A 25,060-nucleotide genomic window follows, 5' to 3' on the forward strand; every position below is an offset into this window, starting at 1 on the left:
TTGCTCCCAAATAAATCCCCCACCACAGGGGCCGCTCTCGGCTTTATTTCTCAAACAGGAGTACGTCATGGACCGACACCGCTATGCAACCCGGATGACCACCCTCCTCTTCGTCTTCTGTACCCCGGTGCTGGCCGCTCCCGACCACCAGCGCCAGGCCCAACTGCAACACCTGCTGGTCCAGGACTGCGGCGCCTGCCACGGCCTGCACCTGACCGGAGGCCTCGGCCCACCTCTGACCCGTGATGCCCTGGCCGGAAAAAACCGCGACAGCCTCATCGCCACCGTCACCCAGGGACGGCCCGGCAGCGCCATGCCCGGTTGGGAGCCATTGCTCGGTCCCGACGATATTCGCTGGTTGGTGGACCGGCTCCTTCAAGGAACTCCCGCCCCATGATCCGATCTCTGCTGTCTCTCACCGCCTGCGTGCTGTTGCTCTCGGCTTGTGCCCAGCCACCGCTGCGCGGCACCGGCGACTTGGGCGTGGTGGTGGAGCGCGCCACCGGCAGCCTGCAAATCATCGAAAGCGCCACCCGCACCGCCCTCGCCCGCGTCGAAGGGCTGGGGGATCTGTCGCACGCCTCGGTGGTGTTTTCCCGCGACCAGCGTTATGCCTATGTATTTGGCCGCGATGGCGGCTTAAGCAAGGTCGACTTGCTGAGCGCACGCATCGACCGTCGCATCATTCAGGGCGGCAACAGCATCGGCGGCGCGATCAGCCAGGACGGCAAGCTGATCGCCGTCTCCAACTACGAGCCCGGCGGCGTCAAGGTATTCGACGCGCAGACACTGGAACCGGTCGCGGACATTCCAGCCACACCATTGCCCGACGGCCAAAAACGTTCGCGGGTGGTCGGCCTGGTGGACGCGCCGGGGCAGCGCTTCGTATTCAGCCTGTTCGACACCGGCGAAATCTGGACCGCCGACTTCAGCCAGGGCCAGACACCACGCATCGAACGCTTCACCGCCATCGGCCGGCAACCCTATGACGCACTGATTACGCCGGACGGGCGTTATTACATGGCCGGACTGTTTGGTGAGGACGGCATGGCGCAACTTGACCTCTGGCACCCGGAGCGCGGCGTGAAACGGGTGCTGGACCAGTACGGGCGCGGCGAGGCGCGGCTCCCGGTATACAAGATGCCCCACCTGGAAGGCTGGGCCCTGGCCGATCAACAGGCCTTTGTGCCCGCCGTTGGCCATCATCAGGTGCTGGTGCTGGACGCCCGCTCCTGGCAACCGGTCGACGCCGTCGCCGTGGCCGGCCAACCGGTGTTTGTCACCGCCCGTCCCGATGGCCGACAGCTGTGGGTCAACTTCGCCTACCCGGACAATGACCGGGTGCAGGTCATCGACACCCAGACTCACGCCATCATCGCCGACCTGCGACCAGGGCCTGGGGTGCTGCACATGGAATTCACCGCTCGGGGCGACCAGCTGTGGCTGTCCGCTCGCGATGGCGGTGAGGTGCAGGTCTGGGATCCGTATCGGCTCGAACGCCTGAGCAGCCTGCCTGCCCTGAGCCCCAGCGGCATCTTCTTCAGCAGCCGTGCGCACAAACCGGGGTACTGACCATGACACCAAGCCCACTCGCCCGCCGCCTGATCGATCAGTTCCAGCATGGTCTGCCGTTGTGCGCCGAACCCTATCGGGCAATGGCCGATGCCCTGGGTTGCAGCGAAGCCCAGGTGCTCGATTGTCTGCAGCACCTGCAACTGGCGGGCACCCTGTCACGGGTCGGCCCGGTGTTCGAACACAGCCGAGCCGGGGCCAGCACCCTCGCCGCCCTGGCGGTGCCCGTGGACCGACTGCACCAGGTCGCAGCGCGCGTCAGTCAGTACCCGGAAGTCAATCACAACTACGCACGGGAGCATCGCTACAACCTGTGGTTTGTGCTGACCGGGCCTGATCGTGCCCACCTGGACAACATTCTCCAGGAACTGGAAAACGACACCGGCCTCACGCCGCTGGACCTGCCCATGCTGACCGCTTTCCGCATCGACCTGGGCTTTGCCCTGGAGGCTATCCCATGAACACGACCCTGAGTGAGCAACAGTCACTGCAACTGCGCCGTCTGCTGGAGACCGGTCTGCCCCTGACATCACGGCCCTTCCAGGCCCTGGCCGAGCAGGTCGACGCCAGTGAACAACAGGTTCTCGACCAGGTGCGGCACTGGCAGGAACAGGGTCTGTTCCGCCGCGTCGGCCTGGTGGTCAATCACCGCGCATTGGGCTTTGCCGCCAACGCCATGCTGGTGCTGGACGTGCCAGATGCATTGGTCGATGAAGTCGGTCGCCGCCTTGGCCAGGCGCCGGGCATCAGCCTTTGCTATCAACGACCACGACGCTTGCCCCAGTGGCAATACAACCTGTTCTGCATGATCCACGGTCGCCAGCGCGACCGTGTCGAGGCCCAGGTCCAGGCACTGTTGGAGGAGCACTGGTTGAGTGATCTGCCGCACCAGTTGCTGTTCAGCACCCACCTGTTCAAGCAGTGTGGCGGACGCTACGCAATACCGGCCGGAGTGGCGATCGATGGATGACCTGGACCGACGCCTGATCAATCGTCTGCAACTGGGTTTGCCGCTGGTACGCCAGCCCTGGCAAGCCTTGGCTGATGAACTGGACAGCAGCAGTACCGAACTGCTCGACCGGCTGCACGAGTTGCTCAACGACGGCGTGCTTACCCGCTTCGGCCCGATGTTCGACATCGACCGCCTGGGCGGCGCGTTCACCCTGGCGGCGCTGGCGGTGCCCGAACCGCGTTTCGACACCATCGCCGAGCTGCTCGCGGCCATGCCAGAAGTGGCCCACAACTACCGTCGCGAGCACGCCTGGAACATGTGGTTCGTGCTTGCCTGCCCCAGTGAACAGGCGATCAGCGACACCTTGTTGCGTATCGAACGCCTGACCGGCCTGGAGCCGCTGAACCTGCCCAAGGAGGAGACTTACCATGTCGGCCTGTATTTCCCGGTCTGAGCCGTTGCCGCAGACGCTGCCTCGCCTGGATGAAACGCCACTGGCCCTGCGGCTGGTGGAACTGACCCAGGACGGCCTGCCCTTGCTCGAAGATCCCTGGGCCTGGCTGGCCGAGCAACTGGGGCTGAGCGTGGAATCGACCCTCGACCTGCTCAAGCGTTTGCAGGCCGAAGGCGCGATCCGCCGCATCGCCGCGGTGCCCAATCACTATCGCCTGGGTTATCGCCACAACGGCATGACTGTCTGGGATGTCGCCGACGCCGATGTGCCGCGCCTGGGCGCGCTGCTGGGTGCGCAGCCTTTTGTCAGCCACTGCTACCGCCGCCCGCGCCGGGCCGGTTGGCGCTACAACCTGTTTGCCATGGTCCATGGCCGCAGTCGCGAGGAAATCGACAGCTATCGCGAGCACCTGCGCTATCTGCTGGGTGAGGCCTGTAGCGCCGACGACATGCTGGTGAGCAGCCGCATCCTGAAAAAAACCGGCCTGCGCCTGTCGCCGGTGGGAGCAAAGCTTGCTCGCGAAACAGCCGCCTCGGTTTCTGAGGGACCGCATCGGCTTCAGGGCGGGCAAACCTAGCCCCCACAAGGAAGGAGTGACTTATGTTGAGGATCAGCCATTACCTGCGTGCCCTGGCCGGTCAATGTCCCGCGCCGCGTGTTGCACCACCGGGCAGTACACGAGCGCCGGTGGTGATCTGGAATCTGCTCAGGCGCTGCAACCTGACTTGCAAACACTGCTACGCCACCTCGGCCGACAGCGTGTTTCGTGATGAGCTGGACACGGCCGCGGCGCTCAAGGTCATCGACGACCTGCATGACGCGGGCGTACGGGTATTGATCCTGTCCGGCGGCGAGCCGCTGCTGCGCGAGGATCTGTTCCAGCTCAGTGCCTATGCCCGGCGCAAGGGATTCTTCCTGGTGCTTTCCACCAACGGTACGCTGATCGACCCGAGCAACATCGAGCAGATCGAGGCGGCGAACTTCGATTATGTGGGCATCAGCATCGATGGCCTGGAAGCGACGCACGACGCCTTCCGCCAGCTCAAAGGCAGTTTCGCCAGTTCCATGGCGGCCATCAGGTTGTGTCGCGAACGCGGGATTCGGGTCGGGTTGCGCACCACCCTGACCCAGCAGAACCACACCCAGCTACCGCGACTGCTGGATCTGATGAGCGAATACGACGTGCAGAAATTCTACCTGTCGCACCTCAACTACAGCGGTCGCGGCAAGCGCAGTCGTCAGCTCGACGCCCGGCAACAGATGAGCCGCGAGGCCATGCTCCTGATCTTCGAGCGGGCCTGGAGCGACATCCTGCACGGACGCGACACGGACTTCGTCAGCGGCAACAACGACGCCGATGCGGTGCTGTTGCTGCAATGGGTAGCCTCACGCCTGCCCCATCACTACGCCGAACTGGAACGCATGCTCAAGGCTTGGGGCGGTAACGCCTCGGGCAGCGGCATTGCCAATATCGACAACACCGGTGAGGTACACCCCGACACTTACTGGTGGCAGCACTCGGTGGGTAACGTGCGCCGGACGCCCTTTCGCACACTCTGGCTGGAACGTCCCGACGCTCTGCTGCAAAAACTGCGCGAGCATCCGCGCACCGTGGGTGGCCGCTGCGGACAGTGTCGTTGGCTGGCCATCTGCAATGGCAACACCCGCACACGCGCCTGGGCCGACGGCGACCTGTGGGGCCAGGACCCCGGCTGCCACCTCAGCGATGACGAAATCGGCTTGCACACGCTCCCCAGCACTTTGATTCCCAGCGTTGCATTGCCCTGCGCCCGATAACCCGACGGCGAACCTGATGATGAACCAAGGAAGTCCCATGTCTGCCTCTATCGTTCTGCCCGCTGCCCTGCAATCGTCCTTCAGACCGGGGGAAGTCGCGTTGATCGGCGCCGGTCCCGGTGACCCTGGTTTGCTGACGTTACGCGCCTGGAGCCTGTTGATGCAGGCCGACGCAGTGGTCTATGACCGCCTGATCAGTGCGCAATTGCTGGGCCTGATCCCGCTGACGTGTGCCCGGCATTACGTCGGCAAGGCCGCCGGCTGCCACAGCCTGCCCCAGGCCCAGATCAACCAATTGCTGGCCGACCTCGCAGATCAGGGCCAGCGGGTGGTCCGGCTCAAGGGCGGCGACCCGTTCATCTTCGGTCGCGGTGCCGAAGAGCTGGAATACTTGCTGGCCCGTGGTATCGATTGTCAGGTGGTGCCCGGTATCACTGCCGCATCCGGTTGCAGCGCCTACGCCGGCATTCCGCTGACCCATCGCGACCTGGTCAATTCCTGCCGTTTCATCACCGGCCACTTACAGCGCGAAGGCGATTTGAACCTGCCGTGGCAAAGCCTGGCGGATGACAGCCAGACCCTGGTGTTCTACATGGGCTTGTCGAACCTGGGCAGCATTGCCGCACGGTTGATGGCCGCAGGCCTGGCCGCCGAGACTCCGGCGGCATTGATCAGCAACGGCACTCGTCCCGACCAGCAAGTGCTACGTGGCACCCTGCAACAACTGCCGGCCATGGCAAAAGATTGCGTTGAAGGGCTGCCGACATTGACGGTGATCGGTAAGGTGGTCGGCTTGTTTGCCCAGCAGCCGATGCAGCATCCGGCGCGCGTTCATCCCAAACCCCAGCCTTTGAAGGTGGCGCTATGAAGCGCATCGGGCTTGCGATGCTGTGGATCGGTACGAGCCATGGCGCCGTTACCACCGGCGCCGACCTGGAACAGGCCGAGCGCAATTACCAGCAGCTCTGCCAACAATGTCACGGCGTGAACCGCATCGGCGGCGCCGGGCCGGCGTTACTGCCCCAGAGCCTGGGCCGGATCAAGCCCAGCGAAATCCGCCAGGTGATCGAGAATGGCCGCCCCGCCAGTCAGATGGCGGCCTTCGGTGCGCTGCTGGAGCCTGCACAAATCGACGCCCTGGCGCTTTATCTCCAGCGCCCGCCCAGCGTCGCGCCCAACTGGAATGAAGAGGATATTCGCCAAAGTCATCGGGTGTTGGTGGACGTCGCCACATTGCCCGACCAGCCGCAACACCGGGCCGACCCGCTGAACCTGTTCGTAGTGGTGGAAGCCGGCAATCATCACGTCGCGGTGGTCGACGGGGATCGGTTCGAGGTGCTCGCGCGCTTTGCCTCGCACTTTGCAGTGCATGGCGGACCGAAGTTTTCCCCGGACGGGCGTTTTGTCTATCTGGCGTCGCGCGATGGCTGGATCAGTCTGTATGACCTGCACAACCTCAAGCTGATCGCCGAAGTTCGGGCCGGGCTCAATACTCGTAACCTGGCGGTGAGCAAGGACGGTCGCTGGGTGCTGGTGGGCAACTCGCTGCCCGGCAACCTGGCGGTGCTGGATGCCCGGGACTTGTCCCTGGTCAAGACGATCGCGACGCTGGGCAGGGATGGCCAAGCTTCGCGGGTCAGCGCGGTCTATACCGCTGCGCCGCGCAACAGCTTCATCGTCGCACTGAAGGATGTGAACGAGGTTTGGGAACTGCCCACCGGTCCGAACCCGGACTTCGTGCCCAGGCGCATCGAGGTCCAGGATCATCTGGATGACTTTTCCTTCTCACCCGACTATCGCCAGTTGCTCGCCACCTCGCGCAAGGCCCAGGGTGGACAGGTGATCGACCTTGACAGTGGCCAGGTGGTCAGCGACATCAGCTTGCCGGGCATGCCGCACCTGGGCTCGGGCACCTATTGGAAGCGCGATGGCCGCTGGGTGTTCGCGACCCCCAACATCAGCAAAGGACTGGTGTCGGTGATCGACATCAACACCTGGAAAGTCATCAGGCAGATCCCTACCCTCGGGCCGGGTTTCTTCCTGCGCAGCCATGCCAACTCCCGCTATGCCTGGACCGACGTGTTCTTCGCCGCCGGCAACGATGCCATCCACCTGATCGACAAACAGACCCTGGAAATCGCCCACACCTTGCGCCCCATGCCCGGCAAAACCGCCGCCCACGTCGAATTTACCCACGACGGCCGCTACCTGCTGTTGAGCATCTGGGACACCGACGGCGCGCTGATCGTCTACGACAGCCACACCCTCAAGGAAATCAAGCGCCTGCCCATGAACAAACCTTCAGGCAAATACAACGTGGGCAACAAGATCGAATTTGCCGAAGGTACGTCTCACTGAACGGGCGATCAGGGCAAACCTGCTCACCTCAGCGGGAGCAGGTTGCTCGTTCAATGATTCATCGGCGACATAGCGGTGGCCTGTCCCAGCAGCTTCTGGTCGATGTCTTGCAGACGCAGCACCTGGCCGCCGGTCTCGCGGGCGAGTTTTTCCGCCGCCTGGGCGTCGGCGAACGTGGCCAGGACGACGCCCATGGCGCCCTTGAGCTTGGAGCCGACGACGAAATAGGCGGTCCGGGCATCGATCAGGTGCTCATCATCCGGGGTGTTCCAGTGGCTGCGCCCCATGTCGTGGACGTACAACTGGACGTCGGCCCGATGGTTCTCCGGCTGCAGCCACCAGCTGAGCATCTCGGCCGGCGAGCAGAATTTTTTCACGCCGCTGGCGGTCGCTGCGGCGCCCTTGGGTCCGGGAAAATCCGTGATGACCATGCCGCAGACATGGCACTCGTCACTGGGATGGAACGCCAGCGCCGCCTTTGAGGCCGGTGTCGACTCAGGCTTGCCGCATGCCACCAGCACCAGGCACACCAACACTCCTGCGAGAACTCGGCCTGTCCTCGAATACACCCTGTTCATCGTTACATGCTCCCTCTATCAAGATCAGAAATCACGGACACCGGCGGTTGAACAATCGATAGGCCAGCCACAACGGCACAGCCATCCACAACCACAGGCACAGCCAGAGCCAAGGCCCGGGCACCGGCAGGTCGCTGCCCAAGGTCAGCACTGCCGCGCCGCTGAAACCGGCGTCGAACCCCGACAGGTTGATCAGCCGATACACATCGGTGGGGTTGAACAGCAACAGCCACGGCAGCAGGTCCGGACTGAACCGGCCCTCGCTCAGCACCAGCAGTGCCAGCAACGCCAGGTCAAACACCAGCACGAAGAAAAACCACACCCCCAGCGCCAGCCCGGCGGCGGTGGATTTCTCCGCCGACAGGCTGCTCAGCACATAGGCCAGCCCCAAAAAAACCCAACCCAACAGCGTGCTGGAGACGATGAAGCGGCCAAAGGCCCAGAGCAGCAGGCTCAGCTCGATATCGTCCACCAGCAGGGCTATGGCGAACATCGCGCAACCAAAGCCGATCAGGGTCGCCAGCGCCAGGATCAGGCCGTGACCGACAAACTTGCCCAGCAGCAACTGCCCGCGCCCCAACGGATACGTCAGCAACAGCAGCAAGGTGCCGCTCTCGTCCTCGCCGACGATCGCGTCATAGGCCAGCAACAAGGCGATCAACGGCATCAGGAACGTTGCCAGGCTGGCCAGGCTCGCCACCGTTGCCGGCACCGAGGTAAACCCCAACTGGCCGGACGCCGCCGCGCCAAGCCAGGCGATGCCGATGGCCAGCACGGCGAACAACAGACTGATCGCCAACAACCAGCGGTTGCGCAAGCCGTCACTGAACTCCTTGCGGGCCATGTTCCAGATCGGGTTCATGAGCCGGCCTCCTCGGTCGCCGCGCGAACCATGTAATGGCGGTACAAATCTTCCAGGGACGGCGGTTTGATCTCGACATCCGTCGGGTCATCCTGGGCCAGCAACTGGCGCAGCAACTTGAGTTTGCTGCCATCCGGCGCGGACACCTGCAGCCCTTGCGCGCCCCACCCTTGGGTGAGGTGTCCTTCGCTGCGCCAATGCTGGCGAAGCCAATCGGCCCGCGACAGGCCCGAGGCGCGGATCAGCGTCGGCAGCCCCGCGTCCTCGCGCAACCGGTCCAGGCTGCCCAGGGCCAACAGGCGACCTTGGGTGAGAATCGCGGCGCGGTTGATGTGAGCTTCCACGCCAGGCAAGACGTGCGAACAAAGAATGATGCTGGTGCCCTGCCAGCGCAGCCGATCAAGCAGTTGATAGAGGTCCTGGGTGGCGATGGGATCCAGGCCGACGGTGGGTTCGTCCAGCAACAGCAGTCGCGGCTGGCCGAGCAAGGCCTGGGCCAGCCCGAGGCGTTGGCGCATGCCCTTGGAGTACGTGCGCACACGCCGCCGGGCCGCTTGCGCCAGCCCGACCTCCTCCAGCAAGCGCTCGACCTGGTCTGGCGCCGCGCCCTTGAGCCGGGCGAAATGGCGCAAGGTTTCCAGCCCGCTCAACTGCGGATAGAACATCACGTTCTCCGGCAGGTAACCGAGCATTCTGCGCACGCCCGGATCACTCGGCTCGCGGCCAAATACCCGCACCTGACCCTCACTGGCGCGCAGCAGACCGAGTATCAGTTTCATGGTCGTGGTCTTGCCCGCACCGTTGTGCCCGAACAGCCCGAGCACTTCGCCCTGGGCCAGGTTCAGGTTCAGCCCGCGCAGCACGGCGACATTGCCGTAGCGCTGACTGACGCCTTCGATCTCGACGACGTTCAAGACGCGTCCTCCTGAGCACTGTTGCGTGGCGGGGGCTGGAGCGGCGCGTGCATCAATGGATGGCTGTCCATCACCCCGGGGGATTTCATGACCGGGAACGCCCGCTGTACCCAGCGCAGCAGCTCGATACCCGGACTGTTCATCAACAGCCGTACCTGGGGGTACAGCCACAGCAGGCGATCGACGTTGTCGTTGGGTTCATAGGCCACGTCCCCCAGTCCGTCGCCGTTGCGATCCCAACCCAGGTAATCACTCCAGTAATTGCCGCGCCCGTCCACCGACCACTCCTGCAACCGCGTGGCCACGTATTTGACCTGGCGCTGGTTGCCAGCGAACACGTTGCCGGCGATGCGGTTGTCCTCCGAACCGGCGGTCAGGTGGATGCCCACCGCGCTGCGCTCGAAATGATTGCCTTCGATGCGGTTGAACAATGAGTTGTAAATGAACAGGGCCTTGCCCTCGGCACCGGTGATCATGGTGTCGCCGGTGGACCCGTCGCGAACATCGGTGACCACGTTGTCGCGCAGGGTGGAATAGGTGATGTAGTTCATCAGGATCCCGTAGTTCTGGTCCTGTTCGGAGCGGTTGCCGATGACCGTCAGTTGACGGCTTTGCATCAAGGCATAACCGGTGCGGGTGCGCCGGGTGACGTTGCCCAACAGACGGTTATCGTTGGCGAACATGTAATGCACGCCGTAGCGCAGGTCCTCGAGGATGTTGCCCTCGAGCAGGTTGCCGTTGGAGGTGTCGATATAGATGCCGTCGCGAGTTTCGCGTACGTGGTTGCCGATGACCCGGGCACCGTGTACCGCGTACAAGTGAATGCCGTTCCCCCGGTCCTGGGAGCGCAGCCCGGGATCGCCCTGAATGCGGTTGTCGATCAGGCTGACATCCCGCGCGCCATCGACCCAGATACCGAAACCCTGGCCCTGCATGCGGTTGGCACGGACCACCGCCCCCTGGGCGACAGGCTGGATGAACACCGCGGCATTCATGGCCGTGAGGTCGTGGCCCCAGTCCAGGAAGGTACAGCCCTGGACCTGGACGTTCGGGGCGCGAATGATCACCCCATTGCCCTCACCCTGCCCCTGGAATACCGCATCCGGCGCGCACGTGAGGGTCATGGGTTGGTCGATGCTGAACGAGCCGCGGTATTGCCCCGCAGGCAGGCGCCATTGCCGTTCACCGTCGGCCTGCAATGGCAAGTCGGTGATCGGCTGCGGCGCGGCAAGCGCGCCGCCCGACAGTAGCAGGAGCACCAGGACAATGACCGGTGCGCGAGCGTAGCCCGCAGGCTGTTGCTGGTTACCGGTCATTGAACCCGTCTCCTCATTGAACCTGCTCAGGCCTTTTCAACCAGCATGCGCCCGACCATTTCCATGTGCAGGGCGTGGCAGAACCAGCTGCAGTAGTACCAATGCAAACCGGCCTTGTCGGCGATGAAGGTGATGGACGAGGTCTGTTGCGGGCTGATCTCCATGCTCACGCCGTGGTTGGTCATGACAAAGCCGTGGGAGACGTCTTCGATCTGGTCGATGTTGGTGATCGTCACCGTCACCTCGTTGCCTTGCTTGACGGTGAACTCCGTCAGGCCATAGGCCGGCGCCATCGAAGTCATGTAGACCCGCACCTTGTTACCGTCACGGATGACCTTGTTGTCGGTCTCCAGGTTGATGCCATCCTTCTTGGCCAAGGCCACGGTTTCGGCGAAGAACGGATCGGTGCGGCTCCAGATCTTCTGGGTCTTGATCTGGTCACGCCGGGCGAGGATGCAGTCATGGGGTTCGGCAAAGGCCGGGCCATCGTGTACCAGCTTCATCTCTTCGCCGGAAATGTCGATCAACTGGTCGTTTTCCGGGTGCAGCGGACCGGTGGGCAGGAAGCGATCCTTGGAGAACTTGCACAAGACCACCAGCCATTTGCCGTCCGCCTCGCTGGTTTCGGTCAGGGACGCGTGGTTGTGGCCGGGTTGGTACTGCACATCGAGCTTTTGCTTGATGTAGTTGACCTTCTCGCCCTTGTAGGCACGGATGGCTTCGTCCATGTTCCACTTCACCACCTGACTGTCGATGAACAAGGTGGTGTAGGCATTGCCGCGCCCGTCGAAGGTGGTATGCAACGGCCCCAGGCCCAGTTCCGGCTCAGCGACGATCACCTCGCGCGGGTCTTTGTAGCGGTCGTCGAATAGATCATCCAGCCGGTCGATGGCGATCATCGAGACGGTGGGCGACAGCTTGCCGTTGGCGATGAAGTATTTGCCGTCGGACGAGGTATTGAGCCCGTGGGGATTCTTCGGCACCGGGATGTAGCGGGTGAACGCGCTGTCCTTGCCATCGGTTTTACGACCATCGACCACCGGCACCTTGGAGCCGTCCAGGGTGATGAACTTGCCGGCCTTGATCGCCGCTTCGATGCGCGGGATGTTGAACACCACCACCCAGTCGCGCTCGTTGCGCATCATGCCGCCCAGGTCGTAGGCCTTCTCGGAGTTGTAGCAGGTGCTGGCGGCGTACTTGCCGGTGTAGTCGGCGTCGGAGTTGTCCAGGTTGCCGTCGACGATCACCTGGAAGGCCATTTCCATTTTTTCGGCGTCGATGGCGTTGAACATCGTGTAGCTGTTCTTGTCTTGCAGGTCGAACGTGCGACCGTCATTGGGGTGCGGGATGACGAATTCGGCGTTGGCGAACACGTACTTGGTGTACGGCACCTTTTGCAGGCGCAGGCCATGGATCGCCTGGACGTTGGGCACGGTGAGAATCTTGTCGCACTTCATGATATCCAGGCGAATGCGCGCGACCCGGGAATTGGCCTTATCGTTGATGAACAGGTATTTGCCGTCGTATTTGCCATCGGTCATGGAGATGTGTGGGTGATGGCAGTCGCCGTTCTGGTACTTGGCGCTGTCACCCAGGATGCGCTTGCTTTCGTTGGTCAATCCCCAACCGGTGGCCGAGTCGACGTTGAACACCGGAATACGCATCAGCTCGCGCATGGACGGTACGCCCAACACCCTCACCTCGCCCTGATGGCCACCGCTCCAGAAACCGTAATAGTCGTCCAGCTCGCCGGGGCCGACGTGGACTTTGGACTTGGCTTCCTTGGCCGCCGCAGCCCAGGACTCACGGGTGAACACCGCGCCACCCAGCGCCGTGGCGCCGGCCAGCACGGCGCCGGTCACCGCACTGGTCCCTAAAAATCCTCGACGGCTGACGCCCCTGGGTTCTTCGACCGCGCCGCTGGTTTCGGTTTTTTTATCGCTCATGCTGTGTGCTCCATGAAGAATGAAAGGGTCAAGGGACAGGACATTCGGGTGTCTTAAGGCGCCGGGGTCACCTGCACCACGGGAATCAGTTGCGTCTCGGTCGCGCTCGCCTTGCTGCGCTTTTTGCGCTTGTTGATCAGTGGCGGGCATTTGTTTTCGTTGTGCCAGGTCATCTGGCAATCGAGGCAGTAGTGACATTCGTTGGCGTTGATCCGGCCATCGGGGTGAATCGCCTGGATCTCGCATTCCTTGGCGCACAGCTGGCAGGGGTTGCCACATTCCTTGCGGCGCTTGAGCCAGTCGAACAGCCGCAGCCGGGTCGGCATCGCCAGGGCGGCCCCCAACGGGCAGATGTAGCGGCAATAGACTTTGCGGGTGAACAGGTTGACCACCAGCAGACCCAGCGCATACGCCACGAACCACCACTGACGGTCGAACCTGAGGGTGATGGCGGTCTTGAAGGGCTCCACTTCGGCCAACCGTTCGGCGCTGGACATCGACTCCAGCGACACGCCGAACAGCACCAGCAAAATGATGTATTTGATTGCCCAGAGTCTCTCGTGGACGGCGAACGGCAGCTCGTACTGCGGCACTTTCAACTTGCGCGCCAGCTCGTTGAGCAACTCTTGCAACGCACCGAACGGACACAGCCATCCGCAGAACACCCCGCGCCCCCACAACAGAATGCTGGCGGCGGTGAACACCCAAAGGATGAAAATCAGCGGATCGGTGAGGAACAGTTCCCAGCGAAAGCCTTCGAACAGGGCATGAACGAAGGTCAGCACATTGACCACCGACAGCTGGGCCAATGCATAACCACCGAGAAACACCACGGTGAACATCAGGTAGCCGCGACGCAGCCAGTGCAACAGCTTCGGGCGCCGGGCCAGCGCATCCTGCAGGAACAGGATCGCCGTGAGCACCACCAGGGCCACGCCCAGTACGCTGATCTCGAGGCTTTTCTGGTACCAGAGGGTCAACCACATCGGTCGGCTGGCTTCTTCGGCCGCTGCCAGTTGCTCAGCCGTTGGCAATGGCCTTTCCAGATAGGGCTCGGGCAATTGATAAGCCAGTTCAAAGCTGCTGAAGAAGCCACTGACAGGTCCGGTCTGACGACGCACCAGCAGCTCCAAGCTCCAGGGCGAACCCGGGTCGAAACGGTGAGAGGCGCGGACGATGAAAATCGCCATTTCGTCGAACTCCGGCATGTCCGTCGGCGCCACGTCGTCCAGACGCTGGAAGTCCAGGTCGCGAAAGCTGATGGCGTCGCCGAACTGACGCACCTGTACCCGATCGAAAATGCCGCCGCGCACATACCCCGAGCCCTTGAAGGAATAGCGACCGCTGCCCATCACGGCGATGGCCTGCTCGCCGGGTTTGAGTTCGGCCATCAACGTGCGGTATTGCGCCTCGCCCAGCAGGTTGCGACCGATGGTGGGCGGGTTCAGGTGGGTGACATACAGGTCGATGAAGGTGTCGTCTGCTTGCTCGGCGCTGGCGGCTTCAACACCCTCGGCCTCGGTCCCCTTGAAGGAAGCATCGGCCTGGCCGCGCGTCAGGTGCAGGCGACGCACCGCGCCGTTGCCGGTCAAGGTTTTCCAGTCGGCGGGTTCGTAGAGGTCATCGCGCACGCGTGCCGGCGCCACCGCCAACCCCGCGTCCCCCTTGACCAGCTCCAGGGAAACCGCGACATCGTGAGCGGCGCGCATGATGACTTCATTGACCACCATCGCCGTCACGGTGGCGCCGGCAATTGCATCCACCGTCACCGCGTTCGGGTCGCTGGAATGCCCCACCACCACCCGTTGATTGACCTTGATGCCGCTATAGCGGGCGCTGAAAGCGTGGAGTTTTTCTTCAGCAATGCCGATCAGCAGGATCGGTTCGTGGTGCTCAAGCACAAAAGCATCGAGGATCACACCGGCCGGATCGAGGATCACCTGGACGTTGATGGGCTTGCCTGAATAAGCGGGAATGTCCACCACATCCAAGCTCTGGAACACATAGCCGACGACCTTGCCGGCAGCGGACAGTTTGCGAACCTTGAAGGGGCCGTCGGGCTCGGAGATCGAATCGACCGGGCTCAGGACCTGGTGGATGCGCTGTTGCTGGATATCACCGTAGTCCTTGGCCTGGGCGAGGCTTGCGATCAACAGCAGGAGAACGAACAGCCCATGGAGCCAGAAGCGGGATGGGTGCAGCATCACAAAGGGAGGGGTCATGGACGCCAGGGCTTAAGGACAGGATCTTGGCGATCATGGTAGGACCCACTCCCCTGCGCGGCCCTTGATTGAAATCAAGTTGAGGACATGAACTCCTCAGAGAGCCGGGCTCGACGCAATCAGGCGGCTGGTCCAAGTGAGCCACCGGTCCCCGCGCACTGCTTTATTTTTAGCGGGCACTGCCGAGAAAGCGCTTGCGTTCACACAACGCAGGGAACTCTTCGTAGCGGTGGAGCCACTCATCGATTCGACTAATGTACCTTTGGCCAATCGCCTGGCAAAAGCGGCTTCGGACGCGGTGTTGGCCAGCGACCCGAGCAATCCTGAAGTTCGTCAAAGCCTGTTCAGTAAAACCTACGGCTCACTTGCCGGGTTGGGCAGCGCCATGGGCGTCAGCTTAGCGGCACGGGCCGTTGGCTCAGACACGCCGGCGCAGCAGTTTGGCCAGGTGCTTTTGGCCGCATTGGGCTCGCCTGCTCTCCTTATTCCGGCCTATGCGAGCTTTCAGGCGGGCGCTGAAACCGAGGCTCGTCTTGCGGCGCTTGAAAAGGAGCGAAAAACGCAAGAGCTTCCCGGACCGGGCGCCCCCGCTCAAGTACCCACGTCCAACTTCCCACGCACACAAACGGCAATGCAGAACATCCGGTCGCCCGATCGGGCCGATCTACCGCACGGTTCCATGCCGGGAACCTGGGGCAGAACCGCGGAAAACACCTTTCACCGTATCCGAGGAGGGTTGCAAATAGCATCCCAGGCGCCGACCGAACTCACCGAGCTTGCAATCAAGCAGGTTACCGCTCGCGTGGGGAACAACGCTGATGACGTGGCGGAACCACCTGAGGCTGTGCCGCAGAAGTGAGCGGCTCGATAGCATCCGGATAGCTGAACACTCCAGCCTGCAGACATATCATCAGTGCTGCAGGTTGAAGTGTTATCGACGCACCCTGTTCACGCCTCCCACGGCGCCAGGCAATCCACATCGATGGCGTACCGGGCAATCGCTTCGACGCACACCTGCGGCGCCAGTGTCTGTGCTTGAACCAACGCGGTCAGGGCGCTCAGAACGATCTGATGACGATCCACTTCGAAGAATCGACGCAGTTGAGCGCGGGTATCGCTTCGGCCGAAACCATCGGTGCCGAGCACCGTGTAGCGAGGCTCAATGTAGCTGGCTATCAGCGCTGGCACGGCCCGGACGTAATCGCTACAGGCGACGACGGGCGTCGCATTATTGAGCGACGCCTGTAGATGGCTTCTGCGCCCAAGCTGTTGAGGATGCAGTCGATTGTGGCGCTCGACCTCGCGCGCGTCCCGTGCCAGTTCGGTGAAACTGGTGACGCTCCAGACCTGACTGTCAACGTTCCAGTCGTTGGCGAGCAGTTCGGCGGCCGCGATCACTTCGCGCAGGATAGTGCCAGATCCGAGCAATTGGACGCTGCCACGAGGGTCTTGCAATTCGTTCCGGGCAAACAGATACATGCCTTTGAGAATGTCTTGCTCAACACCACCTGGAAGGTCGGGCTGCGGGTAGTTTTCATTCATCAGGGTGACGTAGTAGAACTCGTCGACCTGGCGCTCCAGCATCTGGCGCATGCCGTGATCCAGGATCACCGCAAACTCACCGGCGAACGCCGGATCATAGGCGCGGCAGTTGGGTACAGTCGCGGCCATCAAATGGCTGCTGCCGTCCTGATGCTGCAGGCCTTCGCCGCCCAGCGTCGTGCGACCGGCGGTTGCGCCGAGAAGAAAGCCGCGAGCACGTTGATCCGCCGCCGCCCAAATCAGATCGCCAATGCGCTGGAAGCCGAACATCGAGTAATAGATATAAAACGGCAACATCGGCAACCCATGCACCGAATAGCTCGTGGCGGCGGCCACCCAGGAGCTGATTGCACCGGCCTCGCTGATGCCTTCTTCGAGAATCTGGCCATTCTGCGCTTCGCGATAGCTGAGGATAGACCCGATGTCTTCTGGCTCGTAGCGTTGTCCTACGCTGGAGTAGATACCGATCTGCTTGAACAGGCTGGCCATGCCGAAGGTGCGCGCCTCATCCGCCACGATCGGCACAATGCGTGGACCCAGCGTGGTGTCCCGCAGCAGCCCGCTGAGCATGCGCACGAAGGCCATGGTCGTGGACATTTCCTTATTTCCGGCATTGATGGCGAAACTGGCGTAACGATCGATCTCGGGCACGGCAACCTTATCGTCGTCACACGACGAGTGCCGTGTCGGCAGGTAGCCGCCCAGCGCCCGACGGCGCTCATGGAGGTAGCGCATCTCCGCGCTGTCGGCGTCGGGCTTGAAGAACGCCAGGGAGGTCGCCTGGTCGTCGGACAGTGGCAGATTGAAGCGATTGCGGAAAGCGAGGAGCGCTTCACTGTCGAGCTTCTTCTGCTGGTGCCCGGTCATCTTGCCCTGACCGGCCTCCCCCATGCCAAAGCCCTTTTTCGTCTGCGCGAGAATCACCGTCGGCTTTGTGTCTTCGAGCGCGGCCCGGTGATAAGCGGCAAAAATTTTCACCATGTCGTGACCGCCGCGCTTGAGGCGATCAATATCCTCGTCGGTCAGGCCTCGAGCCAATTGCGCCAGCGCTTCGCTCTGTCCGAAAAAATGCTCGCGATTAAAACGCCCGTCCTTGGCGGCAAACGTTTGAAACTGACCATCGACAGTATTCGACAATGCCTCAACCAGGGCGCCGTCGTGGTCGCGCGCAAATAGCGAATCCCAATCCGAGCCCCAGACCAACTTAATGACGTTCCAGCCGGCGCCTGCAAATAACGCCTCCAGCTCGTCGATGATTCGGCCGTTGCCTCGCACTGGACCATCGAGGCGCTGCAGATTGCAATTGACCACCCAGACCAGGTTGTCGAGCCTTTCACGCGCGGCGAGTGTGAGCGCCGACATGCTTTCCGGCTCATCCATTTCACCGTCGCCGAATACGCCCCAGACCGTCCGGCCGCGGGTGTTCTTCAGGCCGCGATGGTCCAGATAGCGCATGAAGCGAGCCTGGTAGATCGAACTGATCGGGCCGATCCCCATGGAACCGGTCGGGAACTGCCAGAAGTCCGGCATCAGCCAGGGATGCGGATAGCTGGACAAGCCCCTGGCGCCTTTTGCGCGAGCACCGATCTCCTGCCGATAATGCTGCAAGTCTGTTTCATCAAGGCGCCCCTCAAGGTAGGCCCGGGCATACACACCGGGCGCCGAGTGCGCCTGATAGAACACCAGATCGCCAGCGGAGTTTTCGTTGCGCGCCTTGAAGAAATGATTGAAGCCGACCTCGAATAGATCCGCTGCACTGGCATAACTGGCAATGTGTCCGCCCAGTTCTCCATACACCTGATTGGCCCGAGCCACCATTGCCAAAGCATTCCAGCGAATGATCGACGCCAGGCGCTCTTCAGTGGCCAGGTCTCCTGGAAACGCGGGTTGTTGCTCCACGCTTATGCTGTTGATGTAGGGTGTACCCAAGCGGGGCCGCCAGCCTAAATCAGCGCGACCAGCGACAGCGACGAGCAGGTCGAGCACCCGCCCCGCGTGGGCTTCCCCGCGGTGGGCGATGACCGAAAGCAAGGCATCGTGCCACTCGGCGAGCTCCTGCGCATCTTCCTCGGCCTGGGCTGGCAAGGTGTTTTTAAGGACGAACGAGTTCATGAACTACTCCTGCGTGGTTCAGGGAGTGTTTCGAAGGCGTACCGATGACGCCCTACGCTAGAGCACGCATCGCTCTTGCAGCAGGCACCGGGCCAGGGTTTGAGCTGCCGACAGAATCCGCTCGACCTGTTGGTCCATGTCCGTGCTGGACGGTCCGTCGATGCTCAACTCAAGGACTCGCAGCTTGTGACCACAGACCGACCCCAGCCAGGCGAGGCTTGGGACTGCTTCGACTTCGACATCCAACAAAAAGCAATTTGGACACACTGGACTGAGTAGCTGCTTGGCCTGACAGCGAGAAGTTGTTACCGACTGCATCGGCTTCGCCCCTGACTGCAGCCAGTCGAGCATCAACTCTGCCGGACGCTGGACCGCCAGATAGGCAACCTGGTCCCAGTCGTCTATTGCGACGTGCACCTGATCAATGATGTATTTGGGTAACGACGCGCTGATGACAATAACCACCCCGACATCCGCCGAAGGCTCCTTGATCCAGGCTGCTGCTTGCGACATCGCATCCATTGCACTCACTCCCCGATAATCTGCACCCATTTGCACGACCTGATCCTGAAGAGCGAACCTGTCGCCAGGCTCGCTCCTCGATTGTCGTGCGCCGATACATCTCAACCGTTACGGAACAGGAAACTATAGGCATTGAGGGCAGACACTCCACCCAAATGCGCGTAAAGCACTTTTGCCCCCCTCAGGGAACTCGCTACGAGTTGGATATCCAAGTGCGTGCAGCGACTTCGATGAATAAATAGTAAGAAAAAAATCTAAAACATGTGTTGCAAGTTGATCGCCGATTAAAAAACATTATTTCGATCTGACCAGTATTTTCGTTGTGTTATTGCTCTCCAGTCATCACCAGCACAATAAAAAAACAACGAAAACCTGATACCTCCCGTGCCCTGCCCCGTGCAGCTTGATCGCACCGACTGCGCGATTCTCAAACCCTTGCAGCGCGATGCATCCATCTCCAACGTTGCACTGACCGACACAGTGAAATTGAGCGCCCCGGCGTGCCTGAGACGTGTCGAACGGCTCAAGCAGGCAGGGCTGATCAGGGGCATCGTCGCGCGGTTGGACAATTCATGGGGATGCGCCAGGTGCCGTCTTCGCTCTGAATCAGATCAACCCCAGGCTCAGCGCCTTGAGTGTGGCCGCTGCACGAGTGGTGCATTGCAGTTTGCGGAACATGCTTTCGACGTGAGTGCGCACCGTACTCGGGCTGATGCCAAGCTGACGCGCCACTTCCTTATTGCTGCCGCCCTCACTGATGCAGCGCAAGATTTGTGTTTCACGTTCGGAGAGTGGGCTGCTGCTTGCTCTGGAGACGGCCATGGCGCGCCTGCCCTTCTCGCTCAAGCCGGGTTGCCGCGGTGGCTGGCTGCGCTCTTTTCAAAACCGTCGTCTGGAAGTGCTCCAGGAATGAGCCAGACATGATGAGCCGCCATGACGTGGCTCTCGGCATTGCTTGACAGGCAACTAAAACCGTTCAGGTCCATCATGCTCAGCTCCTGGTTATTTTATTCAGCTTATTCGACAGGTCCGCTGCTTAATCTTAGGTAGATTCAATAAAAAGCGTGTTGCATCTTTTCAATAAAATACGAAACAATATTTTTCTCATGATCATAAAAACGATTTTTATTGCAAGTAAATTAGAAACCACGCAATAAAAATAACTTGGCGCCTGTCCAGGCTTTTTCCCACCCGCGCGCAAGTGAACCTGCCGAAACCAACGATGCTGCCAAGCGATTGAAACAAAAGACTTATTCGACTTAGCCTCCAATCCACCCCAGCGTCAGGGCTTTGAGGGTCGCAGCCGCGCCACCTGCCGACATGTCGTTTCCTCCGGGCATTCGATTGAACATTATTCACCGCCTCGGATAAATGACCGATACCTCAGCCGCCGAGTATTGCTGAAACTGCGCTCACCCCATACAGGAGATCGCATCATGTTCAAACCCAAGGCCCTTGCCCTCACACTCGCCATGACCTGTTCATTGTTCGGCGGCGCGGTCCATGCCGCGGCGCAGCAACCTTCTGTCGTCATCGTCCATGGCGCTTTCGCCGACGGATCAGATTGGGGCAAGGTCGTCCCGCTGCTGCAGGCGGAAGGCATCAAGGTCACCGTGGTACAAAACCCGCTGACCTCGCTGGCTGACGATGTCGCCGCCACGCAACGTGTCCTGAACAACCAGGAGAACGATGTCGTATTGGTCGGCCACTCCTGGGGCGGTACCGTCATCAGCGAGGCTGGCACCGACAAGAAAGTACGCAGCCTGGTGTACGTCGCCGCGTTCGCTCCGGATGCCGGTCAAGCCAGTAAAGACCTGGGCAAGGACTACCCTGCCCCGTCCGGCGTGAAAGACATCGCCGCCGACAAAAACGGTTTCTTGTACATGACCGCCGAGGGCATGGCCACCGGTTTTGCCCAGGATCTTTCCGCAGAGCAAACCGCGGTAATGGCCGCGACGCAAGGGCCGATCCGCGCCTCGGCATTCGATGACAAAACCAGCGCCGCCGCCTGGAAAGGCAAGCCATCCTGGTACGTCGTGGCCAAGGAAGACCGGATGATCCAGCCTGATCTGCAGCGAGCTTTCGCCAAGAAGATCGGTGCCAAGGTCACCGAAATCGACGCCAGCCACGTGCCGCAACAGTCACGCCCGGCAGATGTTGCAAAAGTCATCATCCAGGCTGTTCAGAAGAGCCAATAATTTCAGGCCTCTTCTGCGCCGGGATCGAGGGAAGTGCTGCGTCAGGATGGATTGCCACCGGTCTCAGGACAAGTTGGCGGAAGCTCGGACGCAACGCACTTCCCTCGCAGCAGTCATCACATCTGGCGAGATTGAGCTTCGCCTCCTGCTACCCAGCCGCCGGCAAACATCCGTTGGAACCTTTTGCCCCCCTGCCGTCACTCATTGCCCAGCAAACAAAACGGCAGTCGATTGACCCGTCATCGTGCCCGGCTTCCCCTATCAATACCCTAGCGAGATTCACCGCATGTTCTCCCCAGCAATGATTTTGCACCTCGATCTACGCTTGAACCTGGCGAGCGATACCACCCCGACCAAGGAACCTCGCTCATGCCTATGAATTGCGCACGGAATAAACACCATTTCGATTTCATCGTCTGTGGCGCGGGAACCGCCGGCTCCGTCGTGGCCGGACGACTGGCCGAGAATCCCGAGGTGGAAGTGTTGCTCATCGAGGCGGGAGGCAGCGATGACCACCCCCACGTGCTGGAACCGGGGAATTGGCCGCTGAACCTGGGCACCGAGCGCGACTGGAACTTCGTGGGCGCCGCGAACCCTCATCTCAACGACCGGAAAATCCCATTGAATATGGGCCGCGGCTTGGGGGGCGGGTCCAGCGTCAATGTCATGCTGTGGGCCCGCGGCCATAAAAACGACTGGGAAGACTTCGCCGCACTCAGTGGCGACCCGGCGTGGAACTACGCGTCGGTCCTGAAAATTTATCAACGCGTGGAAGACTATCAGGGCACCTGCGATCCGGTGCGTCGCGGCAAGGGCGGACCGGTTCATGTCGCGCCTGTGCGAGACGCCCAACCGATTGCCAACGCCATGATCAGTGCGGCTGCCGGCATGGGTATACCGGCTTTCGAGAACCCGAACGGCGCCATGATGGAAGGCCGCGGAGGTGCAGCCTTGAACGACCTCATCGTCAAGGACGGCCGGCGTAATTCCATTTACCGCGCCTACGTCGCTCCACGCTGTGGTCAGCCCAACCTCACGGTCCTGACTGATACGCTTGTCAGTCGCGTGCTCTTCAGGGACCAACGCGCCATCGGCGTACAAACCATAAAAGATGGGCAGATCGAGTGCTTTTACGCCGATCACGAAGTCATTCTTTCGTTGGGGGCGGTCAACACCCCCAAGGTCCTGATGCAATCAGGCGTGGGGCCGGAGGAGGAACTGCAGCGCCATGGTATTCCGCTCGTCCAGCATCTCCCCGGCGTTGGCGCCAATCATCAGGACCACGTGTCCTTTGCCGTTATTTTCGAATACGCGGCTCCACAGCCGGTGGGTTACGGCGGCTCGGAGGCGACGCTCTACTGGAGCAGCGAAAGCGCTTTGCATCTCCCCGATATGTTCCACTGCCAAGTTGAATTTCCAGTGCCCAGCGCAGAGAACGCCTCACTCGGCGTTCCCGCACATGGCTGGACAATGTTCGCTGGCCTTGCCCATCCGGAAAGTCGCGGCCGGGTCAAGCTCAGCGGCCCGAATGTGACCGATGCCCCCATCATTGAACCCAACACGCTGTCGCATCCGACCGACCGGCGCAACGCGCTGGAAAACATCCGATTTGTCCAGGAACTGGGCGCGCAGGCGCCCTTCAAGGGCTTGGTCAAACGTGAAAGCCTGCCTGGAAAACTCAACACCCAATCGCTCGAACATTACGCTCGCAACGCTGCCGTTACTTACTGGCACCAATGCGGTACGGCAAAAATGGGCCAGGACGCGATGTCCGTGGTCGATGGTCAACTGCGAGTCTATGGAGTCCAGGGCCTGCGCATTGCCGATGCCTCCATCATGCCGCATGTCACGAGCGGCAATACGATGGCTCCGTGCGTCGTGATCGGTGAGCGGGCCGTGGAGGCTATATGGACCACTTACGAGCTTTGAGCGTCAGCAGGCGCCGGTGACTGTGTTCGAGCCGGCCACTCGCCGAGGGCTGCGCCGAACCCTGCGGGAGAACCGGGCCTTGCTTGAATTAACGCGTGTGCGTCAACCCACCCAATGAGTTTTACCACGGTCATAATCATGATTTCAGATATGCAGAAAAAAACCAGCGTCGCGCACTGGACGGGCAGAGTCCTGGGCGCTCTGGTGGTGTTGGCATTACTTGCCGACGCCGGTGTGAATATTTTCGCGCCCCAAGTCCTCGCAAAAAACATGGAGCTGACCGGATTCCCCGATCACCTCTCCTCTGTCATTGGCAGCATCATCCTGGTTTGCACCGCGCTCTACATGATTCCGAGAACCGCCGTGTTGGGCGCAATACTGGTGACAGGATTCCTGGGTGGTGCCATTTGCACCCATTTGCGCCTGGGTGAATTGGGCTCCGCCTCGCAGATCATCAGTGGGATGTTGGGCATTGCGGCCTGGGCTTCGCTTTACCTGCGCAGCGATGCCGTCCGTTCTCTGCTGCCGTTGGTTGAAAGCAAAGGGCGAGTATCGCGATCTGTCCTTCAGACTTTCCTTAATAGACGCCGACGGTGGTGAGTCAAACGACTGGACATCGAACCCTGTGCCAACCCCATAGCCCTGTGACGGCTCCGTAGGGCCATCAAGCACCCACCGAACACTCGCTTTCATCACCGGATAAAACAGTGTCTGTCCAGAAATCGCACGTGCTCAAACCCGTGCTGCCTATCTCGTATGAGCAGATGGATCGCTTGGTCGCGTCGATACAGCCTACGCTTCTCGAAGAAGCGTTCAGTAGCATCATCGGTATATTGCGAGGTGGAGGCCCCTTAGCGCTGATGGTCTCGCATGCCACGGGCGTTGAACCGGCCTTTTTGCGCTATTACCGGGTCGATCGGAGCGTGATTTGGGACTCGTCGATCCCCCTTCCTCCTCCAGGCAGCAAGGTGTTGCTCTGTGAAGACATCGCTGGCACCGGGCACACCCTGAAGGACTGCCTGGCATTCTTGCAGCGCAGGGGATTGATCGTGAGGGTTTTCACTGTCGGCTTTGACGACCTAAGCGGTATACGCCCCGATTACGGGCTGGACGGGCGAGGGTATTTCTTGCAGTTCCCTTGGGAGCGCCAAGCCCTTACCTGCGCCTATCGCGATCGCTGGATCGACACCGGTGGCGGGCGTACCGGCAGGATGGCCCATGACCATGATTACGACGTGTACGCCATCGACCTCGACGGAATACTGCTTCCAGATATCCCGCTCCAACGTTATGCGGCGGACTTGAGTGCGGCGCTTGGCGAACGCGACCGCCTCGAGCCCTTCAAGCAGCTGCCACCTCTGGGGCGGGTGAAGGCGATTATCACCGGGCGCCCGGAGATGGATCGCGTTCGTACTCAAGCCTGGCTAAGCCAGCACGGCCATGGCGGGACACCGCTGATCATGAGAGATACCCGCTCGTGCAACGACAGCCCAGAACAGGTTGCCCTCTACAAAGCCCGGGCATGCGTACAATTGGGGTGCACGCACTTCGTTGAAAGCGACCCGACACAAGCGATCCTGATCGCGCAGCAAGCGCCTTTGCTGCGGGTCATCTGGTGGGATGCCGGGTGCGGCCGGGGAAGATTGATCGGCGCGGCAGATTGGAAACACGGTACGCCTGGGGCGCCATCCTGAACGCGAAAATGGCGAACACGCCGCTGGTTATCACTGCGGGCCACGCTGGTTATCATCCACAGCAGCGCAACAAACAGAGCAGTGAACAGCTT

At 61.3% G+C, this 25,060-nt stretch carries 23 protein-coding genes and 3 pseudogenes; 15 read left to right on the forward strand and 11 right to left on the reverse strand.

Annotated elements, in window-relative coordinates:
• Positions 1–67: 67 nt before the first annotated feature.
• The 9 genes from MKS85_RS01905 to MKS85_RS01945 are packed head-to-tail and all read left to right on the forward strand — an operon-like array spanning position 68 to position 7,133.
• Positions 68–397: a cytochrome c gene (locus MKS85_RS01905; RefSeq protein ID WP_047225831.1), complete on the forward strand. Its 330-nt coding sequence runs from the start codon at positions 68–70 to the stop codon at positions 395–397.
• A complete protein-coding gene (locus tag MKS85_RS01910) occupies positions 394–1,572 on the forward strand; it encodes a cytochrome D1 domain-containing protein (protein WP_173406917.1) in 1,179 nt (392 codons plus the stop codon). Before MKS85_RS01905 ends, MKS85_RS01910 begins: the two co-directional genes overlap by 4 nt.
• Before the next feature lie 2 nt (positions 1,573–1,574).
• On the forward strand, positions 1,575–2,033 hold the full coding sequence (locus MKS85_RS01915) for an Lrp/AsnC family transcriptional regulator (protein WP_160892319.1): 459 nt from the start codon (positions 1,575–1,577) through the stop codon (positions 2,031–2,033).
• The gene (locus tag MKS85_RS01920) at positions 2,030–2,542 is read left to right on the forward strand and encodes an Lrp/AsnC family transcriptional regulator (protein WP_160892317.1); all 513 of its coding nucleotides are present in this window, start codon (positions 2,030–2,032) and stop codon (positions 2,540–2,542) included. The genes MKS85_RS01915 and MKS85_RS01920 overlap by 4 nt, the downstream gene beginning before the upstream one ends.
• Positions 2,535–2,978, forward strand: coding sequence for an Lrp/AsnC family transcriptional regulator (locus MKS85_RS01925; RefSeq protein ID WP_047225827.1), 444 nt, complete (start codon positions 2,535–2,537; stop codon positions 2,976–2,978). The genes MKS85_RS01920 and MKS85_RS01925 overlap by 8 nt, the downstream gene beginning before the upstream one ends.
• Positions 2,953–3,555 carry an Lrp/AsnC family transcriptional regulator gene (locus MKS85_RS01930; RefSeq protein WP_047225826.1) on the forward strand — a complete coding sequence of 201 codons (603 nt, stop codon included), beginning with the start codon at positions 2,953–2,955 and terminating at the stop codon, positions 3,553–3,555. Before MKS85_RS01925 ends, MKS85_RS01930 begins: the two co-directional genes overlap by 26 nt.
• Before the next feature lie 23 nt (positions 3,556–3,578).
• Positions 3,579–4,775 (forward strand): heme d1 biosynthesis radical SAM protein NirJ, encoded by a 1,197-nt coding sequence (nirJ, locus tag MKS85_RS01935; protein WP_310662619.1) that lies wholly within the window; start codon positions 3,579–3,581, stop codon positions 4,773–4,775.
• A 37-nt stretch (positions 4,776–4,812) separates the two neighbouring features.
• The gene (gene cobA / locus MKS85_RS01940; RefSeq protein WP_310662620.1) at positions 4,813–5,643 is read left to right on the forward strand and encodes a uroporphyrinogen-III C-methyltransferase; all 831 of its coding nucleotides are present in this window, start codon (positions 4,813–4,815) and stop codon (positions 5,641–5,643) included.
• Positions 5,640–7,133 carry a nitrite reductase gene (locus tag MKS85_RS01945; protein WP_080962852.1) on the forward strand — a complete coding sequence of 498 codons (1,494 nt, stop codon included), beginning with the start codon at positions 5,640–5,642 and terminating at the stop codon, positions 7,131–7,133. Before cobA ends, MKS85_RS01945 begins: the two co-directional genes overlap by 4 nt.
• A 50-nt stretch (positions 7,134–7,183) precedes the next feature.
• Here MKS85_RS01945 and MKS85_RS01950 read toward each other — a convergent pair whose 3' ends face one another.
• Genes MKS85_RS01950 through nosR form a run of 6 tightly spaced genes read right to left on the reverse strand, consistent with a single transcriptional unit; the run spans position 7,184 to position 14,971 of the window.
• Positions 7,184–7,711 (reverse strand): nitrous oxide reductase accessory protein NosL, encoded by a 528-nt coding sequence (locus MKS85_RS01950; RefSeq protein WP_047225823.1) that lies wholly within the window; start codon positions 7,709–7,711, stop codon positions 7,184–7,186.
• 31 nt (positions 7,712–7,742) lie between these two features.
• The gene (locus tag MKS85_RS01955) at positions 7,743–8,573 is read right to left on the reverse strand and encodes an ABC transporter permease (RefSeq protein WP_047225822.1); all 831 of its coding nucleotides are present in this window, start codon (positions 8,571–8,573) and stop codon (positions 7,743–7,745) included.
• On the reverse strand, positions 8,570–9,487 hold the full coding sequence (locus MKS85_RS01960; protein WP_310662621.1) for an ABC transporter ATP-binding protein: 918 nt from the start codon (positions 9,485–9,487) through the stop codon (positions 8,570–8,572). The genes MKS85_RS01955 and MKS85_RS01960 overlap by 4 nt, the downstream gene beginning before the upstream one ends.
• Positions 9,484–10,803 carry a nitrous oxide reductase family maturation protein NosD gene (locus tag MKS85_RS01965; protein ID WP_310662622.1) on the reverse strand — a complete coding sequence of 440 codons (1,320 nt, stop codon included), beginning with the start codon at positions 10,801–10,803 and terminating at the stop codon, positions 9,484–9,486. Before MKS85_RS01965 ends, MKS85_RS01960 begins: the two co-directional genes overlap by 4 nt.
• Before the next feature lie 26 nt (positions 10,804–10,829).
• Positions 10,830–12,749, reverse strand: coding sequence for a TAT-dependent nitrous-oxide reductase (nosZ, locus tag MKS85_RS01970; protein WP_047225819.1), 1,920 nt, complete (start codon positions 12,747–12,749; stop codon positions 10,830–10,832).
• A gap of 53 nt (positions 12,750–12,802) precedes the next feature.
• A complete protein-coding gene (nosR, locus tag MKS85_RS01975; RefSeq protein WP_310662623.1) occupies positions 12,803–14,971 on the reverse strand; it encodes a transcriptional regulator NosR in 2,169 nt (722 codons plus the stop codon).
• A gap of 229 nt (positions 14,972–15,200) precedes the next feature.
• On the opposite strand from nosR, the gene MKS85_RS01980 reads away from it, so the two are divergent.
• A complete protein-coding gene (locus tag MKS85_RS01980; RefSeq protein WP_310662624.1) occupies positions 15,201–15,830 on the forward strand; it encodes a hypothetical protein in 630 nt (209 codons plus the stop codon).
• Between the two features lie 89 nt (positions 15,831–15,919).
• Here MKS85_RS01980 and mdeB read toward each other — a convergent pair whose 3' ends face one another.
• The 3 genes and pseudogenes from mdeB to MKS85_RS01995 form a co-directional block, all read right to left on the reverse strand.
• Positions 15,920–18,625: an alpha-ketoglutarate dehydrogenase gene (gene mdeB / locus MKS85_RS01985; protein ID WP_310662625.1), complete on the reverse strand. Its 2,706-nt coding sequence runs from the start codon at positions 18,623–18,625 to the stop codon at positions 15,920–15,922.
• Between the two features lie 57 nt (positions 18,626–18,682).
• A complete protein-coding gene (locus MKS85_RS01990) occupies positions 18,683–19,177 on the reverse strand; it encodes a transketolase (protein WP_310662626.1) in 495 nt (164 codons plus the stop codon).
• Positions 19,178–19,248: 71 nt separating this feature from the next.
• A pseudogene (locus MKS85_RS01995) lies at positions 19,249–19,387 on the reverse strand (1-aminocyclopropane-1-carboxylate deaminase); the annotation flags it as partial.
• 132 nt (positions 19,388–19,519) lie between these two features.
• Here MKS85_RS01995 and MKS85_RS02000 point away from each other — a divergent pair.
• Positions 19,520–19,714 (forward strand): annotated as a pseudogene (locus MKS85_RS02000) (Lrp/AsnC family transcriptional regulator); the annotation flags it as partial.
• Positions 19,715–19,753: 39 nt separating this feature from the next.
• Here the strand turns inward: MKS85_RS02000 and MKS85_RS02005 are convergent.
• Both MKS85_RS02005 and MKS85_RS02010 read right to left on the reverse strand, forming a co-directional pair.
• Positions 19,754–19,948 (reverse strand): annotated as a pseudogene (locus tag MKS85_RS02005) (response regulator transcription factor); the annotation flags it as partial.
• 41 nt (positions 19,949–19,989) lie between these two features.
• Positions 19,990–20,136 (reverse strand): hypothetical protein, encoded by a 147-nt coding sequence (locus MKS85_RS02010; protein WP_310662627.1) that lies wholly within the window; start codon positions 20,134–20,136, stop codon positions 19,990–19,992.
• Between the two features lie 447 nt (positions 20,137–20,583).
• Between MKS85_RS02010 and MKS85_RS02015 the strand changes: the two genes are divergently transcribed.
• The 4 genes from MKS85_RS02015 to MKS85_RS02030 all read left to right on the forward strand — a co-directional run bounded on the left by MKS85_RS02015 (position 20,584) and on the right by MKS85_RS02030 (position 24,968).
• Positions 20,584–21,345, forward strand: a complete 762-nt coding sequence (locus MKS85_RS02015) for an alpha/beta hydrolase (protein WP_047225817.1) — start codon at positions 20,584–20,586, stop codon at positions 21,343–21,345.
• Positions 21,346–21,714: 369 nt separating this feature from the next.
• Positions 21,715–23,274, forward strand: coding sequence for a GMC family oxidoreductase (locus MKS85_RS02020; protein ID WP_223194325.1), 1,560 nt, complete (start codon positions 21,715–21,717; stop codon positions 23,272–23,274).
• A gap of 150 nt (positions 23,275–23,424) precedes the next feature.
• Positions 23,425–23,874, forward strand: a complete 450-nt coding sequence (locus MKS85_RS02025) for a DoxX family protein (protein ID WP_310662628.1) — start codon at positions 23,425–23,427, stop codon at positions 23,872–23,874.
• A gap of 107 nt (positions 23,875–23,981) precedes the next feature.
• A complete protein-coding gene (locus tag MKS85_RS02030; RefSeq protein ID WP_281459179.1) occupies positions 23,982–24,968 on the forward strand; it encodes a phosphoribosyltransferase in 987 nt (328 codons plus the stop codon).
• The last annotated feature ends 92 nt before the right edge of the window (positions 24,969–25,060 follow it).

It is taken from the genome of Pseudomonas sp. JL2, from assembly GCF_031570495.1.
In the GTDB taxonomy this organism is placed as follows: Bacteria; Pseudomonadota; Gammaproteobacteria; order Pseudomonadales; family Pseudomonadaceae; genus Aquipseudomonas; species Aquipseudomonas rhizophila.